Here is a 17,867-nt window from a genome sequence, read left to right on the forward strand (position 1 = left end):
GGCTGGAGCTCACGGATATCCGTCCCTGACCGATTTGTGAGGTAAGCAGCAGAGGCAGACGGACGACACGAGGCACCCATGACGACGAGCACAGCCCACCCGGCCGGTAACGCGGTCACCCGATGGTTCGCCAACCTGAAGATCAACCGCAAGATCGGGGTGCTGGTCGCGGTTCTGGCCGTGGCCGCGCTCGGGGTCGGCGTCATCGGGATCAACCGGATGGGCACGCTGAACGACGAGCTCACGGCGATGAAGTCGAAGCATGTCGAGAGCATGGCGAACCTCCTCGGCGTCCAGGGCGGCATGTCGGACATGTACCGCGCGATGCTTTTGCACAACCTCGGGACCGACGCGGCCAGCAAGGCCGATGCGATCAAGCTGACGAAGGCCGCGGACGCCGATATCGACACGGCGCTCGAGGCCTACGCGGCCGCGGCGGCCGGCTCGGCCACCCGGCAGGCCGCCGTGGCCACCCTGAAGGAAGGCTTCGGGACGTACCGGGATCTGCGCAACGTGCTTCTCTACCGGGAGAGCCCGCCCGCGGGTTTCACCATGCCGACCGACATCGGCGCCGCCTTCGACAAGGCGGAGACGACGGTGAACGACACCGTCGACCAGCTGCGGGCGCTGGAGAAGGCGGAAGCGAGCGCGCGGGCCGAGAAGGCCTCGGCCGCCTACTCCTCGGCCCGGACCTGGGTCATCGTGGCGATCGCGGTCGGGCTGGTGCTGGCGCTGCTGCTGGCGTACGTCATCTCGTCGTCGATCAAGCGCCAGGTCACGTCCGTCGGCAACGCGCTGCGGGCGCTCGCCGCCAACGACCTGACCACGTCGGCGACCGTGTACGGCCGGGACGAGATCGGCGACATGGCGGTCGCCGTCAACGAGGCCCGCGAGGGGCTGCGGCACACGCTCCACGAGGTCACCGCGACCGCTGCCACGCTGGCCGCGGCCGGCGCCGACCTGTCGGACGCCAACCAGGAGATCTCCACCCACGCCCGTGAGGCGGCGGCCCAGGCCGGCATGGTGTCGTCCGCCGCCGACCAGGTGTCGGTGAACGTCTCCACCGTCGCCGCCGGCTCCGAGGAGATGGGCGCCTCCATCCGCGAGATCAGCCAGAACGCCAACGACGCCGTCCAGGTCGCCGCGCAGGCCGTCGGGGTGGCCGAGGCCACCAACCGCACCGTGTCGAAGCTGGGCGAGAGCTCGGCCGAGATCGGCAACGTGGTCAAGACGATCACCGCGATCGCCGAGCAGACGAACCTGCTGGCCCTGAACGCCACCATCGAGGCGGCCCGGGCCGGCGAGACCGGCAAGGGCTTCGCAGTCGTCGCGGGCGAGGTCAAGGATCTGGCCCAGGAGACGGCGAAGGCGACCGAGGACATCTCCCGGCGGGTCGAGGCGATCCAGGCCGACACGTCCAGCGCGGTCGACGCGATCGGGGAGATCAGCCGGATCATCGCCAAGATCAACGACTATCAGGTGACCATCGCGTCGGCGGTCGAGGAGCAGACGGCCACCACGGGCGAGATGACCCGCAGCGTGGGCGACGCGTCCGGCGGTACGACCGACATCGCCGCCAACATCACCGGCGTGGCCAACGCGGCCCAGTCGACGACCGCCGCGCTGACCAGGGCCACCATGACCGTCGACAACCTGTCCCGGGTGTCGTCGGAGCTTCAGGAGGTGGTCGGCCGGTTCCGCCTCTGAACAACGGCCCAGCCGGCGGACCAGACGGCGAGGGACACCAGGGCCAGGGTCAGGCCGTGCTCGGCGCCGTGGCGGAGCCAGGCCACGGCGACGCCGGCCTGGACGGCGGCCGCGATCAGGAACACGGCGGCCGTACGCAGGAGCCGGCGGCCCGCGCCGGCGGCGCGGTTCACGGCGATCGCCGTGACCACCAGGACGCAGAGCAGCCCCACGAACGCGATCACCACCACCGCCACGAACGGAAAGGCGGCAAGCAGGGACGACGGGTCGGTACGGCCGGTCTCCGCCAGGAACAACAGGAACGGCCCGAACGCCAGCTGCGGCGCCAGGAACCACGCCCAGCCCGCGCTCCCGCCGGCCCGCGCGTTGGCCGCGACGGCGGCGCCGGTGGCGGCCAGACCGGCGAACAGCAGGCCGAGAGCGACGGCGAAGAGCACGTCCTCGGTGCGGTACGAGTCGGTGATGTCCGTCAAACGGGGCGCCGGCACCGCGGCCGACCGCGCCGTCGCGGGGAAGCCGATCCGCGTCCACGTGCCGCCCGCGTCGCGCACCGCGAAGCCGTCGCGCCGGTTCGCCACCACCACGACGTGCCCGCCGGAGGGCAGGTCCCGCACCACTATCGACCGGCCGCTCAGCTGGCTGTCGCGGTCGTAGAGGTCGCCGTAGCCGCGGTAGAGCGCTTCCTGTTCCCGATCGGTCAGCCGCCAGTCGCCGGTCCAGGTGACTCCGTCCGTCGTCATCTGGACCGCCAGCTCGTCCGCCACCAGCCGGTAGCAGGTCTTCGGCTGGGCCGTCGAGCAGGCCGAGCGCCTCGGCTGGGTCACGTCCGGCCGGTATCCGGGCGGCGCGGCCGAGGGCAGCCAGGTGTGCCCGCCGTCGCGGCTGGCCGACCAGTCGGCCGCGCGGTACGTGGACTCGTTCACCCCCGCGTACAGGACTCCGCCGGCCGACTCGGCCGCGTCCGCCGACGGGCTCTCCGGCGCGCTCGTGGCCACCACGCCCACCAGCGCCACCGGCAGCAGCACCCCGATCCGGGCCGCCCGCCACCACCGCCCGCCGGCCGCCGCGAAGCAGTGGCGGAACGCCCAGTAGGCCACCCCGAGGAACGGGAGCGTGATCAGATCGGTGGGGTCGGACCGGAACTCGGTGGCCCGGAGCAGCGACCATGCGCCCGAGGCGGTCGCCGCCGCGTACGGCCAAGCCTTGACCAGGGCGAAACCCACACCGACGGTGACCGTCGCGACCGGCCCGGCCAGCCGGTCCTTGACCAACGGGGTGAGGAGCACGGCCAGCAGCGCCGGCGCCATGACCAGGCCGGCCGCGTCGCTGAGCTTGCCGGTGAGCCAGCTCGGATGCGCGGCCTTGAGGTAGTGGTCGTTGAACAGCAGCAGGCCCAGCCCGAGCACCGTGACGGGATGGATCAGCCAGCTGAGGGCGGCGCGTCTCACCCCTGTAAAGATCGCGTCAGCGCGTCACAGCCCGGACACGCGGCAGTATCGAAAAAAGCCCGGCCGGGAAACCGGCCGGGCTCTTCGCGAAAGGGTCAGACGAGGTCGTAGCGGTCGAGCTCCATGACCTTGGTCCAGGCCGCGACGAAGTCGTTGACGAACTTCTCGGTGGCGTCGGCGCTGGCGTACACCTCGGCCAGGGCCCGCAGCTGCGAGTTGGAGCCGAAGATGAGGTCGACCGCGGTGGCGGTCCACTTCACCTGGTCGGTGGCCAGGTCGCGGATCTCGTAGACGTGCTCGCCGCTCTCCGCCGCCTTCCACTTGGTGCCCGGGGAGAGCAGGTTGGCGAAGAAGTCGTTGGTCAGCACGCCCGGCTTGTCGGTCAGCACGCCGTGCTGGGCGCCACCGAAGTTGTTGCCGAGGGCGCGCAGGCCGCCGACCAGGACGGTCATCTCGGGCGCGGTCAGGTTCAGCATGTACGCGCGGTCGACCAGCAGGATCTCGGGCTGGGTCTTCTCACCGGGGCGCAGGTAGTTGCGGAAACCGTCGGCGCGGGGCTCCAGGACCTTGAACGACTCGACGTCGGTCTGCTCCTGGGTGGCGTCGGTGCGGCCCGGGTGGAACGGCACGGTGACCTTGACGCCGGCGTCGGCCGCCGCCTTCTCCACCGCGGCCGAGCCGGCCAGCACGATCAGGTCGGCCACCGAGATCTGGGCGCCGCCGGCCGCGTTGAACTCCTGCGCGATCGCCTCGATCTTGGCCAGCGCGGGCGCGACCGGCTGGTTGACCTCCCAGCTGCGCTGCGGCTCGAGGCGGATGCGGGCGCCGTTGGCGCCACCGCGCTTGTCGGTCGAGCGGAAGGTCGCCGCCGACGCCCACGCGAGCTGCACGAGCTCGGAGACGGACAGGCCCGACTCGAGGACCTTGGCCTTGAGAGCCGCGATGTCGGCCTCGCCGACCAGGGCGCCCTCGACGGCCGGGACCGGGTCCTGCCAGAGCTGGGCCTCGGGGACCCAGGGGCCGAGGAAGCGGGCGACCGGGCCCATGTCACGGTGCAGCAGCTTGTACCAGGCCTTGGCGAACGCGAGGCGGAACTCCTCGGGGTTCTCCAGGAAACGGCGCGAGATCTTCTCGTACGCCGGGTCGACGCGCAGCGACAGGTCGGTGGTCAGCATCGTCGGGCGGTGCTTCTTCGACGGGTCGAACGGGTCCGGGATGATCTCGTCGGTGGTCTTGGCCACGTACTGCTTGGCGCCGCCGGGGCTGGTGGTCAGCTCCCACTCGTACCCGAAGAGGATCTCGAAGAAGCGGTTGCTCCACTCGGTCGGCTTGTCGGTCCAGGTGACCTCGAGGCCGGAGGTGATCTGGTCCTTGCCCTTGCCGCTGCCGTAGGTGCTCAGCCAGCCGAGGCCCTGGGCCTCGATCGGGGCGCCCTCGGGCTCGGGGCCGACGTGGCCGTCGGCGACACCGGCGCCGTGGGTCTTGCCGAAGGTGTGGCCGCCGGCGATCAGCGCGACGGTCTCCTCGTCGTTCATCGCCATCCGGGCGAAGGTCTCGCGGATGAAGTGTGCCGCGGCCAGCGGGTCGGCGCTGCCCTTGGGGCCCTCGGGGTTGACGTAGATCAGGCCCATCTCGGTGGCGCCGACGCCCTCGGCCATCGTCTTCTCGGAGGCGTAGCGCTCGTCGCCGAGCCAGGTGTCCTCGGGACCCCAGAAGATCTCCTCGGGCTCCCAGGTGTCGACGCGGCCGAAGCCGAAGCCGAAGGTCTGGAAGCCCATGTCCTCCAGGGCCACGTTGCCGGCCAGGACCAGCAGGTCGGCCCAGGAGATCTTCTGGCCGTACTTCTGCTTGACCGGCCAGAGCAGGCGGCGGGCCTTGTCGAGGTTGGCGTTGTCGGGCCAGCTGTTGAGCGGGGCGAACCGCTGGCCGCCGTCGCCGGCGCCGCCGCGGCCGTCCTGGATGCGGTAGGTGCCCGCGGCGTGCCAGCTCATCCGGATCATGAGGCCGCCGTAGTGGCCGAAGTCGGCCGGCCACCAGTCCTGCGACGAGTGCAGGGTCTCGGCGATGTCGCGCTTGAGGGCCTCGACGTCGAGCTTGGCGAACTCCTTGGCGTACTCGAAGGCGGGGCCGAGCGGGTTGGCCTTGGACGAGTGGGCGTGCAGCACGCTCAGGTCGAGCTGGTTGGGCCACCAGTCGCGGTTGGTGCGCGGGCGCCCACCGGTCTTCGGGGTCGGCGAGTCGATCGCCGGGTTCTCGCTCTCACTGCCGTGGGCGGTGACGGAGTCGTGCGCGACCGGGCAACCGCCGGACTTCGGGTCGAAGGTGTCGCTCATCAGTTTCCTTCCGAACAGTCGGGGCAGCTGCCCCAGTAGACGACTTCCGCCTCGTCGACCACGAAGCCGTGATCGTCGGACGCGGTGAGACAGGGGGCATGGCCGACGGCGCACGCCACATCGGCGATCGCGCCGCAGGACCGGCAGACGACGTGGTGGTGGTTGTCACCCACCCGCGTCTCGTAGCGGGCCGTGGCGCCGCGAGGCTGGATGCGGCGCACCAGACCGGCGTCGGTGAGCACACGCAGTACGTCATACACCGCCTGGTGCGACACCGTGGGCAGATCCGCTCGAACGAGCGAGATCACCGTGTCGGTGTCGACGTGTGGGTGGTCGCGCAGCGCGGCCAGCACCGCCAGACGGGGACGCGTGACACGCAGCGAGACCGCCCGAAGCCGTGCTTCGAAGCCGTCCGCCATGCGACGAACAGTAGTGCACTTTTCTGGAACAGATCAAGTTTTCGGCGTGGCGCGGTGACCCTGACCATGGGCCGACGGGGTGATCGGCGTGCCGATCGGCGTGCCGTTGATCATGATGGGGCCACTGGGCATCGCGGCCATTACCGGGGCCACCACCGGGGCCAGGACGCGCGCGGCCCGCGGCCACAGCGAGGCCTTGCGGTGGGCCGAGACGTCCTCGACCCAGCCGAACACGAGCACGGCGGCGAGGACCAGGGCCGTCTCGATGACCAGCATCCAGCCGATGTACGACGGGGTGGCCCACGGGACTCCGAAGTGCTCGAGGACCATCGCGGCCACCGTGATCAGCGGGTAGTGCCACAGGTAGATGGTGATGGCCCGGGCGTTGACCACCCGGATGCCCTCGGCCAGCGCCGGCACCTTGTCGAGGAAGGCCATCGACGGCTTCACCCGCAGCGCGATCAGCACGAACGCCAGCGACCAGAAGGTGCGGGCGATCGGCACCGAGTTCAGGTCGTAGCCGTACTCGGTCGGGTGCGTGAACAGGTAGTAGCCGCCGTAGGCGCCGAGCGCCGCGATGGCCGGCACCAGCACGGTCAGCGGCAGCCGGGCCAGGCGCCCGTCGCGGTGGGCGAAGCCGGCGATCCAGCACGCCGCGTACGTCACGAAGTCCCACATGACGCCGTCGATCTGGTCGGGCAGGCGGAAACCGGTGTGGACGAGCACACCCAGGGCGGCCAGCGGCGCCAGGACCACGGCCCACGACAGTCGCTTGTACACCAGCCACAACAGGGGCGAGACCAGGACGAACAGGAGGTACGCCCGCAGGTACCAGAGAACTTCCCAGAACGGCTCACCCCAGCTGCTGCCGGGCGGGTCCTCGAGCGGGAAGACCCAGAAGATCAGCTGCAACTTGTGCAAGGGGTGATCCGGGTCGGTCACGTTCCAGCCGTGCCAGAGCATGACGGGCACGGCGATGGCCCCGAACACCCACAACGCGGGCAGCAGCCGGCGGATCCGCGACCAGACCGCCTGGCGCGCGCCCGCCTTGGCCAGCGAGGCCGCCATGAGCGAGCCCGCGATCGCGAACATCACACCCATGGCGGGCAGCACGAAGCTCAGCCACGCCCAGCCGAAGGCGTGGTAGACGATCACCCGCACGATGGCGACGGCGCGCAGCGTGTCGATGTACCGGTTGCGGGAACCCGCGGGGGCCGTGGTCGCTGTCATCTGAGGCCTTCCGCGGGTGATCACAAAGTCCTGGCCAGTTACGAGACCACGGCCGCGCCGGGGCCGGGCACCACCGGACGGGCCGCCTCACGCAGCCGTCCGGCCAGGACAAACGCGCAGGTCAGCTGGCCTTGACGCCCACCTTGGCGCAGGCCGCGTCGAAGCCCTCGCCCGCCTTGTCGATGGCTCCGCTGTCGAGCACCTTCTCGGGGTCGGCGCTCTTGGCCGCCTTGCCGAACTCGGCCGACAGCTCCTTGAGGTACTTGGTCACGGCGCTGTCGCCGGCACCGCCGGCGGCGATCTTGCCAAGGTCGGCCGCGAAGGTGGCAGTGGCCTTCTTCAGCGCGGCGGGGTCGTAGCTGCCCGAGGCGCCGGCGGCCGTGGCGAGCGACGTGCCGAAGGCCACCTTGGCCTTGTTCGCCTGCTCGCAGAGGGCCTTGTCCCCCGACGCGGGCGCGGCGGCCGCGGCGGACGAGGTGGCGGGCGCGGCCGGGGCGGCCGGCGAGGTGGCGGGCGCGGCCGACGAGGTGGCCGGGGCGGCCGCCGTGTCCGTCGTGCCGGACGAGTCGGAGTCAGAGCCGCAGGCGGTCAGCAGCGCGAGCGGAAGGGCGATCAAGGTCGACTGAATGAGAGTTAGACGCTTCACGATGGAGCACCCTAGTGCCCGGCCGCCTCGAGCTCATACACCCGTACCCCGTGGGTGCCGGACCGCTTCGCCTCGTACATGGCCAGGTCGGCCCGGTGCAGCAGCTCGCCGGCCTGCCGGCAGCCCTCGCCGGCGACCGCCACCCCCACGCTGGCGCGCGCCCGCAACTGCACACCCTCGACCGTCACCGGCCGGTCGAGAGCGGCCAGGATCCGCGCCGCCACCTCCAGGGGACAGCCCGAGGTCAGCACCACCCCGAACTCGTCGCCGCCGAGCCGGCCCAGCAGGTCCTCGTCGCGGACACAGGACCGCAGCGCCGCCGCCACCGAGGTGAGCAGCGCGTCGCCGTACATGTGCCCATGGGTGTCGTTCACCGCCTTGAAACCGTCCAGGTCGACGAAGAGCACGGCCACGTCGCCGTCCAGCGGCGTCGCGGCGAGCCCGCGCAGGAAGGCGGCGCGGTTGTGCAGCCCGGTCAGCTGGTCGTAGGTGGCCTCGTAGGTGAGCCGTTCCTGCATCTCGACGCGCTCGGTCACGTCGCGCAGGTTGGCCACGATGCCCCGGACGGCCGGGTTGCCGGTCAGGTCGCGCAGCGACGACTCGACCCACCGCAACCCGCCGTCGGCGTGGCGCAGCCGGACCCGGACGGTCTGCGGCACGTCCGGCTCGGCCACGCAGCGCTCGAGCGCGGCCACCCACATCGCCACGTCGCCGGCCTCGAGCAGGGTCTGCCACCCCATCCGGGCGTACGTCTCGGCGTCGTACCCGGTGAGGTTGCGCACGGCCGGCGAGATGTAGCCGAGCTCGCCCGACGGGCCGACGACGCAGTAGACGTCGGAGGAGTCCTGGACGAGGGCCTGGTACAGCGCCTCGGTCCGCTCACGCTCCTCGGCCGTCGTGCCCAGAATCCGGATGAACAGCACAGTCAGCAGCGCGCCGAACAATCCGGTCACCTGGGCCTGGACCGGCGGGAGGTAGCAGAAGATCCAGCCCAGGGCGATGCCCGCCTGCCCGACGGCGATGCTGAGGAACGCGACGACCGCGACCGGCCGCCACAACCGGCCGCCGAACGCGCGGATGTGCATGCTGAAGACCATGCCGAAGGCCAGCGGCAGGACGGGTCCCCAGCCGATCGCGTAGACGACCCAGCCGGTGATCAGGATGTCCAGGTACGCGGCCAGGCGGCGGTCCCGCAGGCCCGGGAGCTGGGTGACGCCGAACAGCAGGACCGGCAGCACGGTCAGCCCCAGCGGCGCGACCCCGACCAGGCCGAACGGGTGCAGCACGACCACGGCGACCAGCGCCACGATCGCCTCCAGCCGCAGCCCCAGCCGCCTGCCCACTCTCACAGTCGTGTATTTCGGCCGGGCCGCGGGCGAGCTGAGAAGTCTGACCTTTGATAGACGTATTTAGATGTTTGGCCCATGTCGCGGTGGCGGAGCGTGCGGTCGGATGGCTTCATCAGCCGTTCCACAAAGGAGGTACCGTGCGCGCTCCATCCCGTGCGTCGGCGGGAACCACCGCCGGGCTGCTGGCGGCCGCGCTCGTCCTGGTCGCCGGATCCGGCAGCCAGGCCGCGCCCCCGAGCCCGGCCGCAGCGAAGGCACCCAGCGAGGACGGAAGCAGGGACTACCGCTCCGGCCACCTCGCACCCACATCCACCCAGCGAGCCAAGACAGCTGACGACCACGTCCGCTGGAACGACTTCGGCACCCCGGCCAGCCTGACCGCCGCCACCGAGCCGCTCGACGAGGGGCTCGCGGCCGACCCGGTGGCCGCCGCCCGCGCCTACGTCGCCGGCAACCGCGACGTCCTCGGCCTGACCGCCGCCGGCGCCGGCTCCCTCGAGCTGCTGACCTCCGCTCCGATCGGGGAGGGCGCGGCGGTCGTCTTCCGGCAGCGCTTCGGCGACCTGGTCGCCGGCCGCGACGGCCTGCTCTCGGTGGGCGTGCGCGACGGCAAGGTCTGGTACGTCAGCTCATCGCTGGCCCGCGACGCGGCGGCGCCCGAACCGGCCACCCTCGGCGCCGACCAGGCCGCGGCCGCCGCCAAGGCCGAGGCCGGCCTGCCCGGCGCCACCATCCTGGCGAGCAAGCTGGTCGCCGTGCCCACCGCCGACCGCGGCGCCCGCGCCGCATATCAGGTCACCCTCGGCGACGACCTGCAAGGCGCCGACCCGGTCGCCTACACGACGTACGTCGACGCCCGCGACGGCAAGGTGCTGGTGCGCGACGACATCGTCGACGCCGACAGCGACCACCCCGAGTGGGAGGTCTTCCCGGCCAACCCGCCGACCAGCTACTCCTCGCGCGACACCCGCCGCACGTGGTGCTTCGCCCCCGGGCCCCGCTGCGACGAGGTGGTCGGCACCCCGGCCTCCCCGCTCGGCTGGGACGTCGACCCGGCCACCGGCGAGCCCACCTTCACCACCCGCGGCAACAACGCCATCGCGGTGGAGAACTGGAACTCCAGCGACCCGTTCACGGTCGGCACCGAGACGGCGGCGCCCCGGCCGAACCGGAAGTACGACTACGCGTGGACCAACCAGTGGCAGCGCGAGCGGTGCGCGCCCTCGACGTTCGAGTCGCCCGAGAAGAACGACATCGACGCGGCCCGGGCCAACCTGTTCGCGATGCACAACCGCATGCACGACTGGACGTACCACCTGGGCTTCACCGAGGCCACCTGGAACATGCAGGACGACAACCCGCGCCCGGGCGGCCTGCCGGACGACTACGAGCAGGGCAACGCGCAGGCCGGCGGCATCAGCGGCGGCCCGCCCACCTTCGCCGCCCGCAACAACGCCAACCAGATCACCCCGCCCGACGGCGAGGCGCCGATCACCAACATGTACCTGTGGCAGCCGATCGCGGGCACGTTCTACGCCCCCTGCGTCGACGGTGACTACGACATGTCGGTCATCGCCCACGAGTACGGGCACGCCGTCACCAACCGCATGATCGCCGGTCCGGACGGCGGCCTCTCGTCGCCGCAGGGCATGAGCGAGAGCTGGTCCGACCAGCTGGCCATCGAGTACCTGTACGAGCACGGCTACCAGAAGACGTACACGGTCGGCGAGTACGTGACCAGCGACGCCAACGCCGGCATCCGTAACTACAACATGAGCCGCAACCCGCAGCTCACCTACGCCAGCGTCGACTACGACCTGGTCGGCCTCCAGGTGCACGCGTCCGGCGAGCTGTGGAGCGCCACCAACTTCGACATCCGCAAGGCCTTCATGCAGCGGTACGGGTCGGGCTCGCCCGCGTTGCAGAAGTCCTGCGCCAACGGCCGTATCCCGGTGACGTCCTGCCCGGGCAACCGGCGCTGGATCCAGCTGGTGTTCGACTCGTTCCTGCTGATGGCCAACAGCGCCAACAGCATGGTCGACGCCCGTGACGCCCTGCTCGGCGCGGACCTGGTGCGCTTCGGCGGCCGCAACCAGGACCTGCTGTGGAACGCCTTCGCCCGCCGCGGCCTCGGCCAGAACGCGCTGAGCAACGGCGCCACCGACGCCGACCCGCGGCCCGACTTCACCTCCCCGTACGCCAAGGAGGCGACAGTCACCTTCCGCCCGGTCGACGAGCGTGGCCGTCCGGTAACCGGCGCCAAGCTGTTCGCCGGTGACTACCAGGCGCGGGCGGTGCCGATCGCCGACACCGACCCGGCCACCGCGCTGCCGGACACGGTCAGCATCGTGCCGGGTTCGTACCGGTTCGTCGCCCAGGCGCCCGGTCACGGCCTGGCCCGGGTGGGCGAGTCCCCGTACCGCTGGGGACAGAAGCGCACGCTCACCGTGCGCATGCCGCTGAACCTCGCCTCGGGCGCCGCCGGCGCCACGGCCACCGGCGACGGCATCAACCTGGCCCGGCTCACCGACGACGACGAGGCCACCAACTGGGCCTCGCTCGGCGCGCCGGTCGCCGGCCGTCAGGTCACCGTCGACCTGGCCGGCGACCGGGCCCAGACGGTACGCCGGGTGCAGGTGAGCGCCCTGCTGCGGCCGCAGATCACCACCGATCCGGACGGCGCGGTGCAGAACCGGTACAGCGCGCTGCGCCAGTTCCGGGTTCAGGCCTGCACCGCCTCGGCCACCGTCACCTGCGCGAACGCGGCCGAGTTCCGCACCGTGTTCACCAGCCGGCCGGACGCGTTCCCGTCCGGTTCGCCGCGGCCCCGGGCCCCGGAGCTGATCATCAAGTCGTTCGGCATCCGGCCCACCACGGCCACGCACCTGCGGCTCGAAGTGGTGACCAACCAGTGCACCGGCGCGCCCGACTACGCCGGTGAGCAGGACGCCGATCCCCGCGCGAACACCGACTGCGCCACGGCCAGCCCGCAGGCGCTGAACGTGCGCGTGGCCGAGTTCGAGGCGTTCACGAAATAAATGAGAGTCGCATCCCCGGACTACCGCTAGCAGGAATGCGCGGGATGTCCGGGGATGCCACTCTAGGGGGGTGACACTGCGTTGCCTGCTCGTCGATGACAACGAGCACTTCTTAGCCGCCGCGCGCGACCTCCTGGAGCGCGAGGGGCTGGTCGTCGCGGGCACGGCCTCGCACATCGCCGACGCCGTGGGCCGCGCCGGCGAACTCGGGCCGGACGTGGCCCTGGTCGACATCAACCTGGGCGGCGAGAGCGGCTTCGACCTCGCCCGGCGGCTCGCGCCGACCCCGGTGATCATGATCTCCACGCATTCCGGCGACGACTACGTCGACCTGATCGACGAGAGCCCGGCCATCGGCTTCCTGTCGAAGCTCGAGCTCTCCGCGGCCGGGGTCGAGGGGCTCCTAGCGCGCCTCTAGAAAGGCCAGGACGGCCAGCACCCGCCGGTGGTGGTCGTCCGTCTCCGGCAGTTGCAGCTTCGCCAGCACGCTGCGCACGTGTTTCTCGACGGTGCCCTCGGTGATGAACAGCCGCCGGGCGATGCCGGCGTTCGACTGGCCCTCGGCCATCTGGGCCAGCACCTCGCGCTCGCGGGTGCTCAGCACGGCCAGCGGGTCGTCGCGGCGCCGCGAGCTGACCAGTTCCTCGACCAGGCCGGGGTCGATGACCGAACCGCCGCCGGCGATGCGCTCGAGCGCGGCCAGGAACTCGGCCACGTCGGTGATGCGGCTCTTCAGCAGGTAGCCGATGCGGCGGCCGCTGGCCAGCAGCTCCATGGCCTGCTCGACGTCGGCGTAGGCGGACAGCACCAGGATGCCGGTGTCGGGCAGTTCCTCGCGGATCTGCTTGGCCGCCTTCAGCCCCTCGGTCGTGTTCGTCGGCGGCATCCGCACGTCGACCACCACCAGGCCGGGCTTGTGCTGACGGACCAGCGTCATCAGCTCGACCGCGTCGCCGGCCTGACCCAGCACCTCGAGGCCGGACCGGTCCAGCAGGCTCGCCAGACCCTCGCGCAGCAGGACGTCGTCCTCCGCCAGTACCACCCTCATCCCGCTCATGGGCGCATTATCTCCGGTGACTTACCGGCTAGCCGGTACCGGGGAGCCGGTAAGCACGAGTCGGGCTAACGGAGATGTGCGGAGCGGGCCTGATGACGAGGCTGTAGTCATGTGCGAACACCAGCCGAAGTGCCCCGCCGTCGACCAGCCCGGCGCCGAGACCGCGCAGGTCATCATGCATCACGCCGACCTCGGATGGGCCATGCTGTGCAACGGTGCCATCGTGCTCGACAGCGCCGTCCAGGCCGCCCCCGTGATTGCCATCACGAGCCGCAAGCGCCGGGCCGCCGCGCCGGTCACGACCCATCGGGTTGCCGCGTAGTCAACGGCACCCGGCAGGTCACGGTCGTGCCGCCGCCCGCGGGGCTGCGCACGTCGAACGTGCCGCCCAGAGCCTCGATGCGGTCCTTGAGCCCCAGCAGACCGGTGCCGCGCGTGGGATCCGCTCCCCCGGCGCCGTCGTCGCGGACCACCAGCCGCAGCACCTCGCCGTCGACGTCGACGGTCACCTCGACCACCGACGCGCCGGAGTGCTTGGCCGCGTTGGTCACCATCTCGGACACCACGTAGTAGGCGCCCACCTCGACCGCCGACGGCAGGCGGTCGTCCAGGCGTACGTCCACCTCCACCGGAAGCGGCGAACGGCGCGCGAGAGCCCGCAGCGCCGGCCGCAGGCCGGAGTCGGAGAGCACGGCCGGGTGGATGCCCCGGGACAGCTCCCGCAGCTCGTCGATCACGGTCATCAGGTCACCGGCGACATCGGTGACCTCGCGCCGGGTCTCCCCCTCGACGCCCATCCCGAGCCCCCGCAGCCGCAGGGCCAGCGCCACCAGCCGCTGCTGGGCCCCGTCATGCAGGTCGCGTTCGATGCGCCGCCGGGCCTCGTCGGCCGCGGCCACGATCCGGGCCCGCGAGCTCTGCAGGTCGGCCCGGCTCTGCGCGTCGGCCACCGCGGTCGCGACCAGGTCGGTGTACTCGGTCATCCGGTCCTCGGTGTCGGCCGGCAGCTCCTCCTCGCCCCGGCCGACCACGAACATGCCCCACAGCCGGCCGTTGACGTGGATCGGCACGCCGACCAGCGTGTCGTCGACCCGGGCGGCCCGGCCGGTCTCGCGGACCGTGGCGGCCAGCGCGTCGCCGTCCCACGGATCACCGGCCAGCAGCGTGACGGTACCGTCGAGCTCGTAGCGCACGAGCCGGGCGTGCCCGCCGCCGAAGTGCCGCAGCACCTCGCCGGTGACGGCGGTGAAGACCCGCTCGGGCGCCTCGCCCCGGGCGATGAGCAGGGCGAGCCGGCGCAGCGAGGCCTGCGTCTCGGCGAGCTCGCGCAGCCGCTGCTCGGCCTGCGTGTTGGCGATGGCGGTGGCCGCCAGCTCCATGAAGTCGCAGATACGGGACTCGGTGCCGGGCGCGAAGTCGGGCTGGGTGGTGGCGGCGACGATCACGCCCCACTGCCGGCCGCCGACCGTGACCGGCGTGGCGATCGCGGCGCCCAGGCCGAGCCGGCCGATGATGTCCTTGAACGGCCCGGTGAGGAACGGCTCACCGGAGCGCTTGATGGGCTCGCCACTCTCGATGGCGGTGCGCATCAGCACCGAGGTGTCCAGGCTCAGCTCGAGCCGGCGATCCACCGGCATCTCGTCGCGGAGCAGCCCGTACGACGCCACGACGGTGACCGCGTCGTCGTCGTGCCGGGCCACGAACGTGCCCTCGGCGCCGATCAGGCCGGCCAGCTCGTCGGCGATCGCGGTGAACACCTCGGACGGCTTGGCCTGCGCGGCCACCAGCGTGGCGACCCGGCGCAGCGCGGCCTGCTCCCCGGCCAGGTCACCGCGGGCCCGCTCGCTCTCGACGGCGCGGCGGCTGGCCACGGTGGCGACCGTGGAGACGATCGTCGCGGTGCTGATGAACAGGGCCAGCACGATCAGCGAGGTGTCGTTGAGGTCGCGCAGCGGCGGCAGGAAGAACCAGTCGAACGCCTGCACGGCGGCCACGCCGACCGGCAGCGCATACATGATCCCGACCGTGCGGGCCAGGACCAGGACGATCGCCAGCAGGACGACCCCGAGCAACGGCGCGTGCACGGTCGGCACATGGGCCCGCAGGTAGGTACCGATGATCGCCACGACGACGAACGAGCCCACCCCGGAGAGCAGGGAGAAGGTGACTTCGAGCGAGAGTGGTAGTCGGCGTCGCACCCGTAGAGGCTGCCAAAGCTTTCATCAGCGCACAATGGCGCGGATCATGGCAGCCCGCGGCGGGGGCGGGTCAGGACCGCTGCGCCGTTGCCATCCCCTTGAGCGCGTAGATCAGTTTGTCGAGGACCCCCGGAAACGGGGACGAGGTCACCTGCGGGAGATGATCGCGCACGGCGGCCAGGTGGGGGTAGTCGGCGGCGCTGAAGGAGGCGTACGTCTGGGCCAAAGCCTCTTTGTCGGTCTGCTCCTGGCTCGGGGCGAGCTCGGCCGCGTCCATCGCGGCCAGGGAGAGGACCGCGTCGATGAAGTCGGAGTAGTGGCGGACGGCCTCGGCGGCCGGGAAGCCGGCTTGCCGCAGCAGGCCGATGCCGAGGTCATCGGCGCGCAGCTCGTTCGGGCCGGCGGTGAAGCGGACCGCCCGCAGCTGGGCCAGGCGAGGGTGGCGCAGCATCGAGTCGTGCACCCGCTCCCCCAGCTCGCGCAGCGACGCGGCCCAGTCGGGTCCGGGCTCGAACCCGGACAGCGTCTCCCCGATGAGCCGGTCGGCGATGGCGATGAGCAGCGCGTCGAGGTCGCGGAAATAGCGGTAGATCGCGCTCGGGTCGGCGCCCAGCTCGACGCCGAGGCGGCGCACGGTGAGCGCGTTGCCGCCCGGGGCCTCGATGAGCCGCAACGCCGCGTCGATGATCAGGTCCGGTTCGAGCACCACCCCGCTGCGGGTGGGGCGCCGCCGCACTCGGGCCGTTCCGGTTCGGGTGGTCGTCACGGCGTACCCACTCCTTATGTCAACGCATTGACTTAAGAATAGCCCGGCGGTTCCCTGGGTTCATGACCAGGCCGGCTTACGACCTCGACATCCGCACCGACCCACGGCGCCTCCGCACGGCCCTGGCCGGCGCGGCCCGCACCCCGTACTGGCTCGAGGACCCGGGCCGGCCGGCCCCCGAGCCCGCGCTCGTCGGCGCCGTCGACACCGACCTGCTGATCGTCGGCGGCGGTTATTGCGGCCTCTGGACCGCCCTGCAAGCCAAGGAGCAGGACCCCACCCGCGACGTCGTCCTGGTCGAGGCGGCCGAGATCGGCTGGGCCGCGAGCGGCCGCAACGGCGGTTTCGTCGAGGCCAGCCTCACCCACGGCCCGGCCAACGGCCGGCGCTACTTCGCCGACGACCTGGACGTGCTGGACACCCTCGCAGCGGAGAACTTCAGCGGCTTCCGCGACTCCCTGACCAGGCACGGCATCGACGCCGAGTACGAACAGGAGGGCGCCCTGTCGGTCGCCACCGAGCCCCACCAGGTGGACGAGCTGCGCGCGCAGCCGGGCTTCCTCGGCGCCGACGAGCTGCCCGTGCGCTCCCCGCTCTACCGCGCCGGCGTCTTCCACAAGTCGGGCAACGCGCTCGTGCACCCGGCCAAACTGGCCTGGGGTCTGAAGGCCGCGGTCAAAGCATTAGGTGTACGGGTCTTCGAGCACACGCCGGTCAAACGCCTGACCGAGCGGCGCGGCACCGTCCAGGCCGCCACCGGCATGGGCACGGTCCGCTGCCGCCAGGCCGTGCTGGCCACCAACGGCTTCCCGTCCCTGCTGCGGCGCAACCGCCTGCTGACCCTGCCCGTCTACGACTACGTCCTGATGACGGAACCGCTCACCGCCGCCCAGCTCGACGAGATCGGCTGGCACGGCCGCTTCGGCATCTCCGACACGTCGAGGCAGTTCCACTACTACCGCAAGACCGCCGACAATCGCATCCTGTGGGGCGGCTACGACGCCGTCTACCACCGGGGCCGCGGCATCCGCCCCGAATTCGACCAGCGCCCGGAAACCTTCAACCGCTTAGCAGACCATTTCCTGCGTACGTTCCCCCAGCTCCACGACATCAGATTCACCCACACCTGGGGCGGCATGATCGACATGTCCACCCAGCTGGCCGCCTTCCAGGGCGTGGCGATGAACGGCAAGGTCGCCTACGCCGGCGGCTTCACCGGCCTGGGCGTGGCCGCGACCCGCTTCGCCGCCACGGTCATGCTCGACCTGCTCGCGGGCGCCGACACCCCACGTACCCACCTGAAGATGGCCACCAAGCGCCCGCTGCCCATCCCACCCGAGCCCCTGACGTACCCGGCCGTCCAGGTGATCCGCCGAGCCATATCCGCCTCGGACCGCAACGCCGGGCGCGACGGCCTGATCCTGAAGACCGCCAGCCTGATGGGCTTCTCCTTCGACTCGTAGGCGAGCCGGCTATCGGCGGGTGATGCCCTCGGCCGCGCGCAGCAGCTCCGGCGGCAGCTTCCCGCGCGCGTCGAGCACCTCGACGCCGAGCAGCCTGCCCTCGGCGTCGAAGTCGAGGGGGTCTGCTGCACAGATAGGTGACATCTGAGATGGCTTGCCGTGACGGCGGGCTGGAAGGATGTTGCTGTGCCCAAGCCCTACCCTCGTGAGTTC

At 71.5% G+C, this 17,867-nt stretch carries 15 protein-coding genes; 5 read left to right on the forward strand and 10 right to left on the reverse strand.

Annotated elements, in window-relative coordinates; translation table 11 throughout:
* The first annotated feature begins 78 nt into the window (after positions 1 to 78).
* Entirely contained in the window at positions 79 to 1,707 is a 1,629-nt protein-coding gene (locus AB0C26_RS41010) for a methyl-accepting chemotaxis protein (protein WP_360259219.1), read from the forward strand.
* Here the strand turns inward: AB0C26_RS41010 and AB0C26_RS41015 are convergent.
* The 6 genes from AB0C26_RS41015 to AB0C26_RS41040 form a co-directional block, all read right to left on the reverse strand.
* Positions 1,677 to 3,155, reverse strand: coding sequence for a hypothetical protein (locus AB0C26_RS41015; protein WP_360259222.1), 1,479 nt, complete (start codon positions 3,153 to 3,155; stop codon positions 1,677 to 1,679). The genes AB0C26_RS41010 and AB0C26_RS41015 overlap by 31 nt on opposite strands.
* Before the next feature lie 95 nt (positions 3,156 to 3,250).
* A complete protein-coding gene (gene katG, locus AB0C26_RS41020) occupies positions 3,251 to 5,488 on the reverse strand; it encodes a catalase/peroxidase HPI (protein WP_360259225.1) in 2,238 nt (745 codons plus the stop codon).
* Positions 5,488 to 5,907: a Fur family transcriptional regulator gene (locus AB0C26_RS41025; RefSeq protein WP_360259227.1), complete on the reverse strand. Its 420-nt coding sequence runs from the start codon at positions 5,905 to 5,907 to the stop codon at positions 5,488 to 5,490. Before AB0C26_RS41025 ends, katG begins: the two co-directional genes overlap by 1 nt.
* Before the next feature lie 33 nt (positions 5,908 to 5,940).
* Positions 5,941 to 7,137 carry an acyltransferase gene (locus tag AB0C26_RS41030; protein WP_360259230.1) on the reverse strand — a complete coding sequence of 399 codons (1,197 nt, stop codon included), beginning with the start codon at positions 7,135 to 7,137 and terminating at the stop codon, positions 5,941 to 5,943.
* A gap of 121 nt (positions 7,138 to 7,258) precedes the next feature.
* A complete protein-coding gene (locus tag AB0C26_RS41035) occupies positions 7,259 to 7,783 on the reverse strand; it encodes a hypothetical protein (protein ID WP_360259232.1) in 525 nt (174 codons plus the stop codon).
* Between the two features lie 11 nt (positions 7,784 to 7,794).
* The gene (locus AB0C26_RS41040; protein WP_360259234.1) at positions 7,795 to 9,126 is read right to left on the reverse strand and encodes a sensor domain-containing diguanylate cyclase; all 1,332 of its coding nucleotides are present in this window, start codon (positions 9,124 to 9,126) and stop codon (positions 7,795 to 7,797) included.
* Positions 9,127 to 9,269: 143 nt separating this feature from the next.
* Here AB0C26_RS41040 and AB0C26_RS41045 point away from each other — a divergent pair, with 143 nt between their 5' ends.
* Both AB0C26_RS41045 and AB0C26_RS41050 read left to right on the forward strand, forming a co-directional pair.
* Complete coding sequence (locus AB0C26_RS41045) at positions 9,270 to 12,170, forward strand: M36 family metallopeptidase (protein WP_360259237.1); 2,901 nt, start codon at positions 9,270 to 9,272, stop codon at positions 12,168 to 12,170.
* Between the two features lie 70 nt (positions 12,171 to 12,240).
* On the forward strand, positions 12,241 to 12,588 hold the full coding sequence (locus AB0C26_RS41050) for a response regulator (RefSeq protein ID WP_360259239.1): 348 nt from the start codon (positions 12,241 to 12,243) through the stop codon (positions 12,586 to 12,588).
* On the opposite strand, the gene AB0C26_RS41055 is transcribed toward AB0C26_RS41050, so the two are convergent.
* Entirely contained in the window at positions 12,574 to 13,218 is a 645-nt protein-coding gene (locus AB0C26_RS41055) for a response regulator transcription factor (protein ID WP_360259255.1), read from the reverse strand. The genes AB0C26_RS41050 and AB0C26_RS41055 overlap by 15 nt on opposite strands.
* Before the next feature lie 118 nt (positions 13,219 to 13,336).
* Between AB0C26_RS41055 and AB0C26_RS41060 the strand changes: the two genes are divergently transcribed.
* Positions 13,337 to 13,549, forward strand: a complete 213-nt coding sequence (locus AB0C26_RS41060) for a DUF5999 family protein (protein ID WP_360259242.1) — start codon at positions 13,337 to 13,339, stop codon at positions 13,547 to 13,549.
* On the opposite strand, the gene AB0C26_RS41065 is transcribed toward AB0C26_RS41060, so the two are convergent.
* Positions 13,524 to 15,425, reverse strand: coding sequence for a GAF domain-containing protein (locus tag AB0C26_RS41065; RefSeq protein WP_360259244.1), 1,902 nt, complete (start codon positions 15,423 to 15,425; stop codon positions 13,524 to 13,526). The genes AB0C26_RS41060 and AB0C26_RS41065 overlap by 26 nt on opposite strands.
* A 70-nt stretch (positions 15,426 to 15,495) precedes the next feature.
* A complete protein-coding gene (locus AB0C26_RS41070) occupies positions 15,496 to 16,191 on the reverse strand; it encodes a TetR/AcrR family transcriptional regulator (protein ID WP_360259246.1) in 696 nt (231 codons plus the stop codon).
* 62 nt (positions 16,192 to 16,253) lie between these two features.
* Between AB0C26_RS41070 and AB0C26_RS41075 the strand changes: the two genes are divergently transcribed.
* Positions 16,254 to 17,654, forward strand: coding sequence for an FAD-dependent oxidoreductase (locus tag AB0C26_RS41075; protein ID WP_360259248.1), 1,401 nt, complete (start codon positions 16,254 to 16,256; stop codon positions 17,652 to 17,654).
* Positions 17,655 to 17,663: 9 nt separating this feature from the next.
* Here the strand turns inward: AB0C26_RS41075 and AB0C26_RS41080 are convergent.
* The coding region (locus AB0C26_RS41080) for a DUF2283 domain-containing protein (RefSeq protein ID WP_360259251.1) at positions 17,664 to 17,867 on the reverse strand (204 nt) is incomplete at its 5' end.

The sequence above is a fragment of the Actinoplanes sp. NPDC048796 genome (assembly GCF_040650035.1).
Taxonomy (GTDB): Bacteria; Actinomycetota; Actinomycetes; order Mycobacteriales; family Micromonosporaceae; genus Actinoplanes.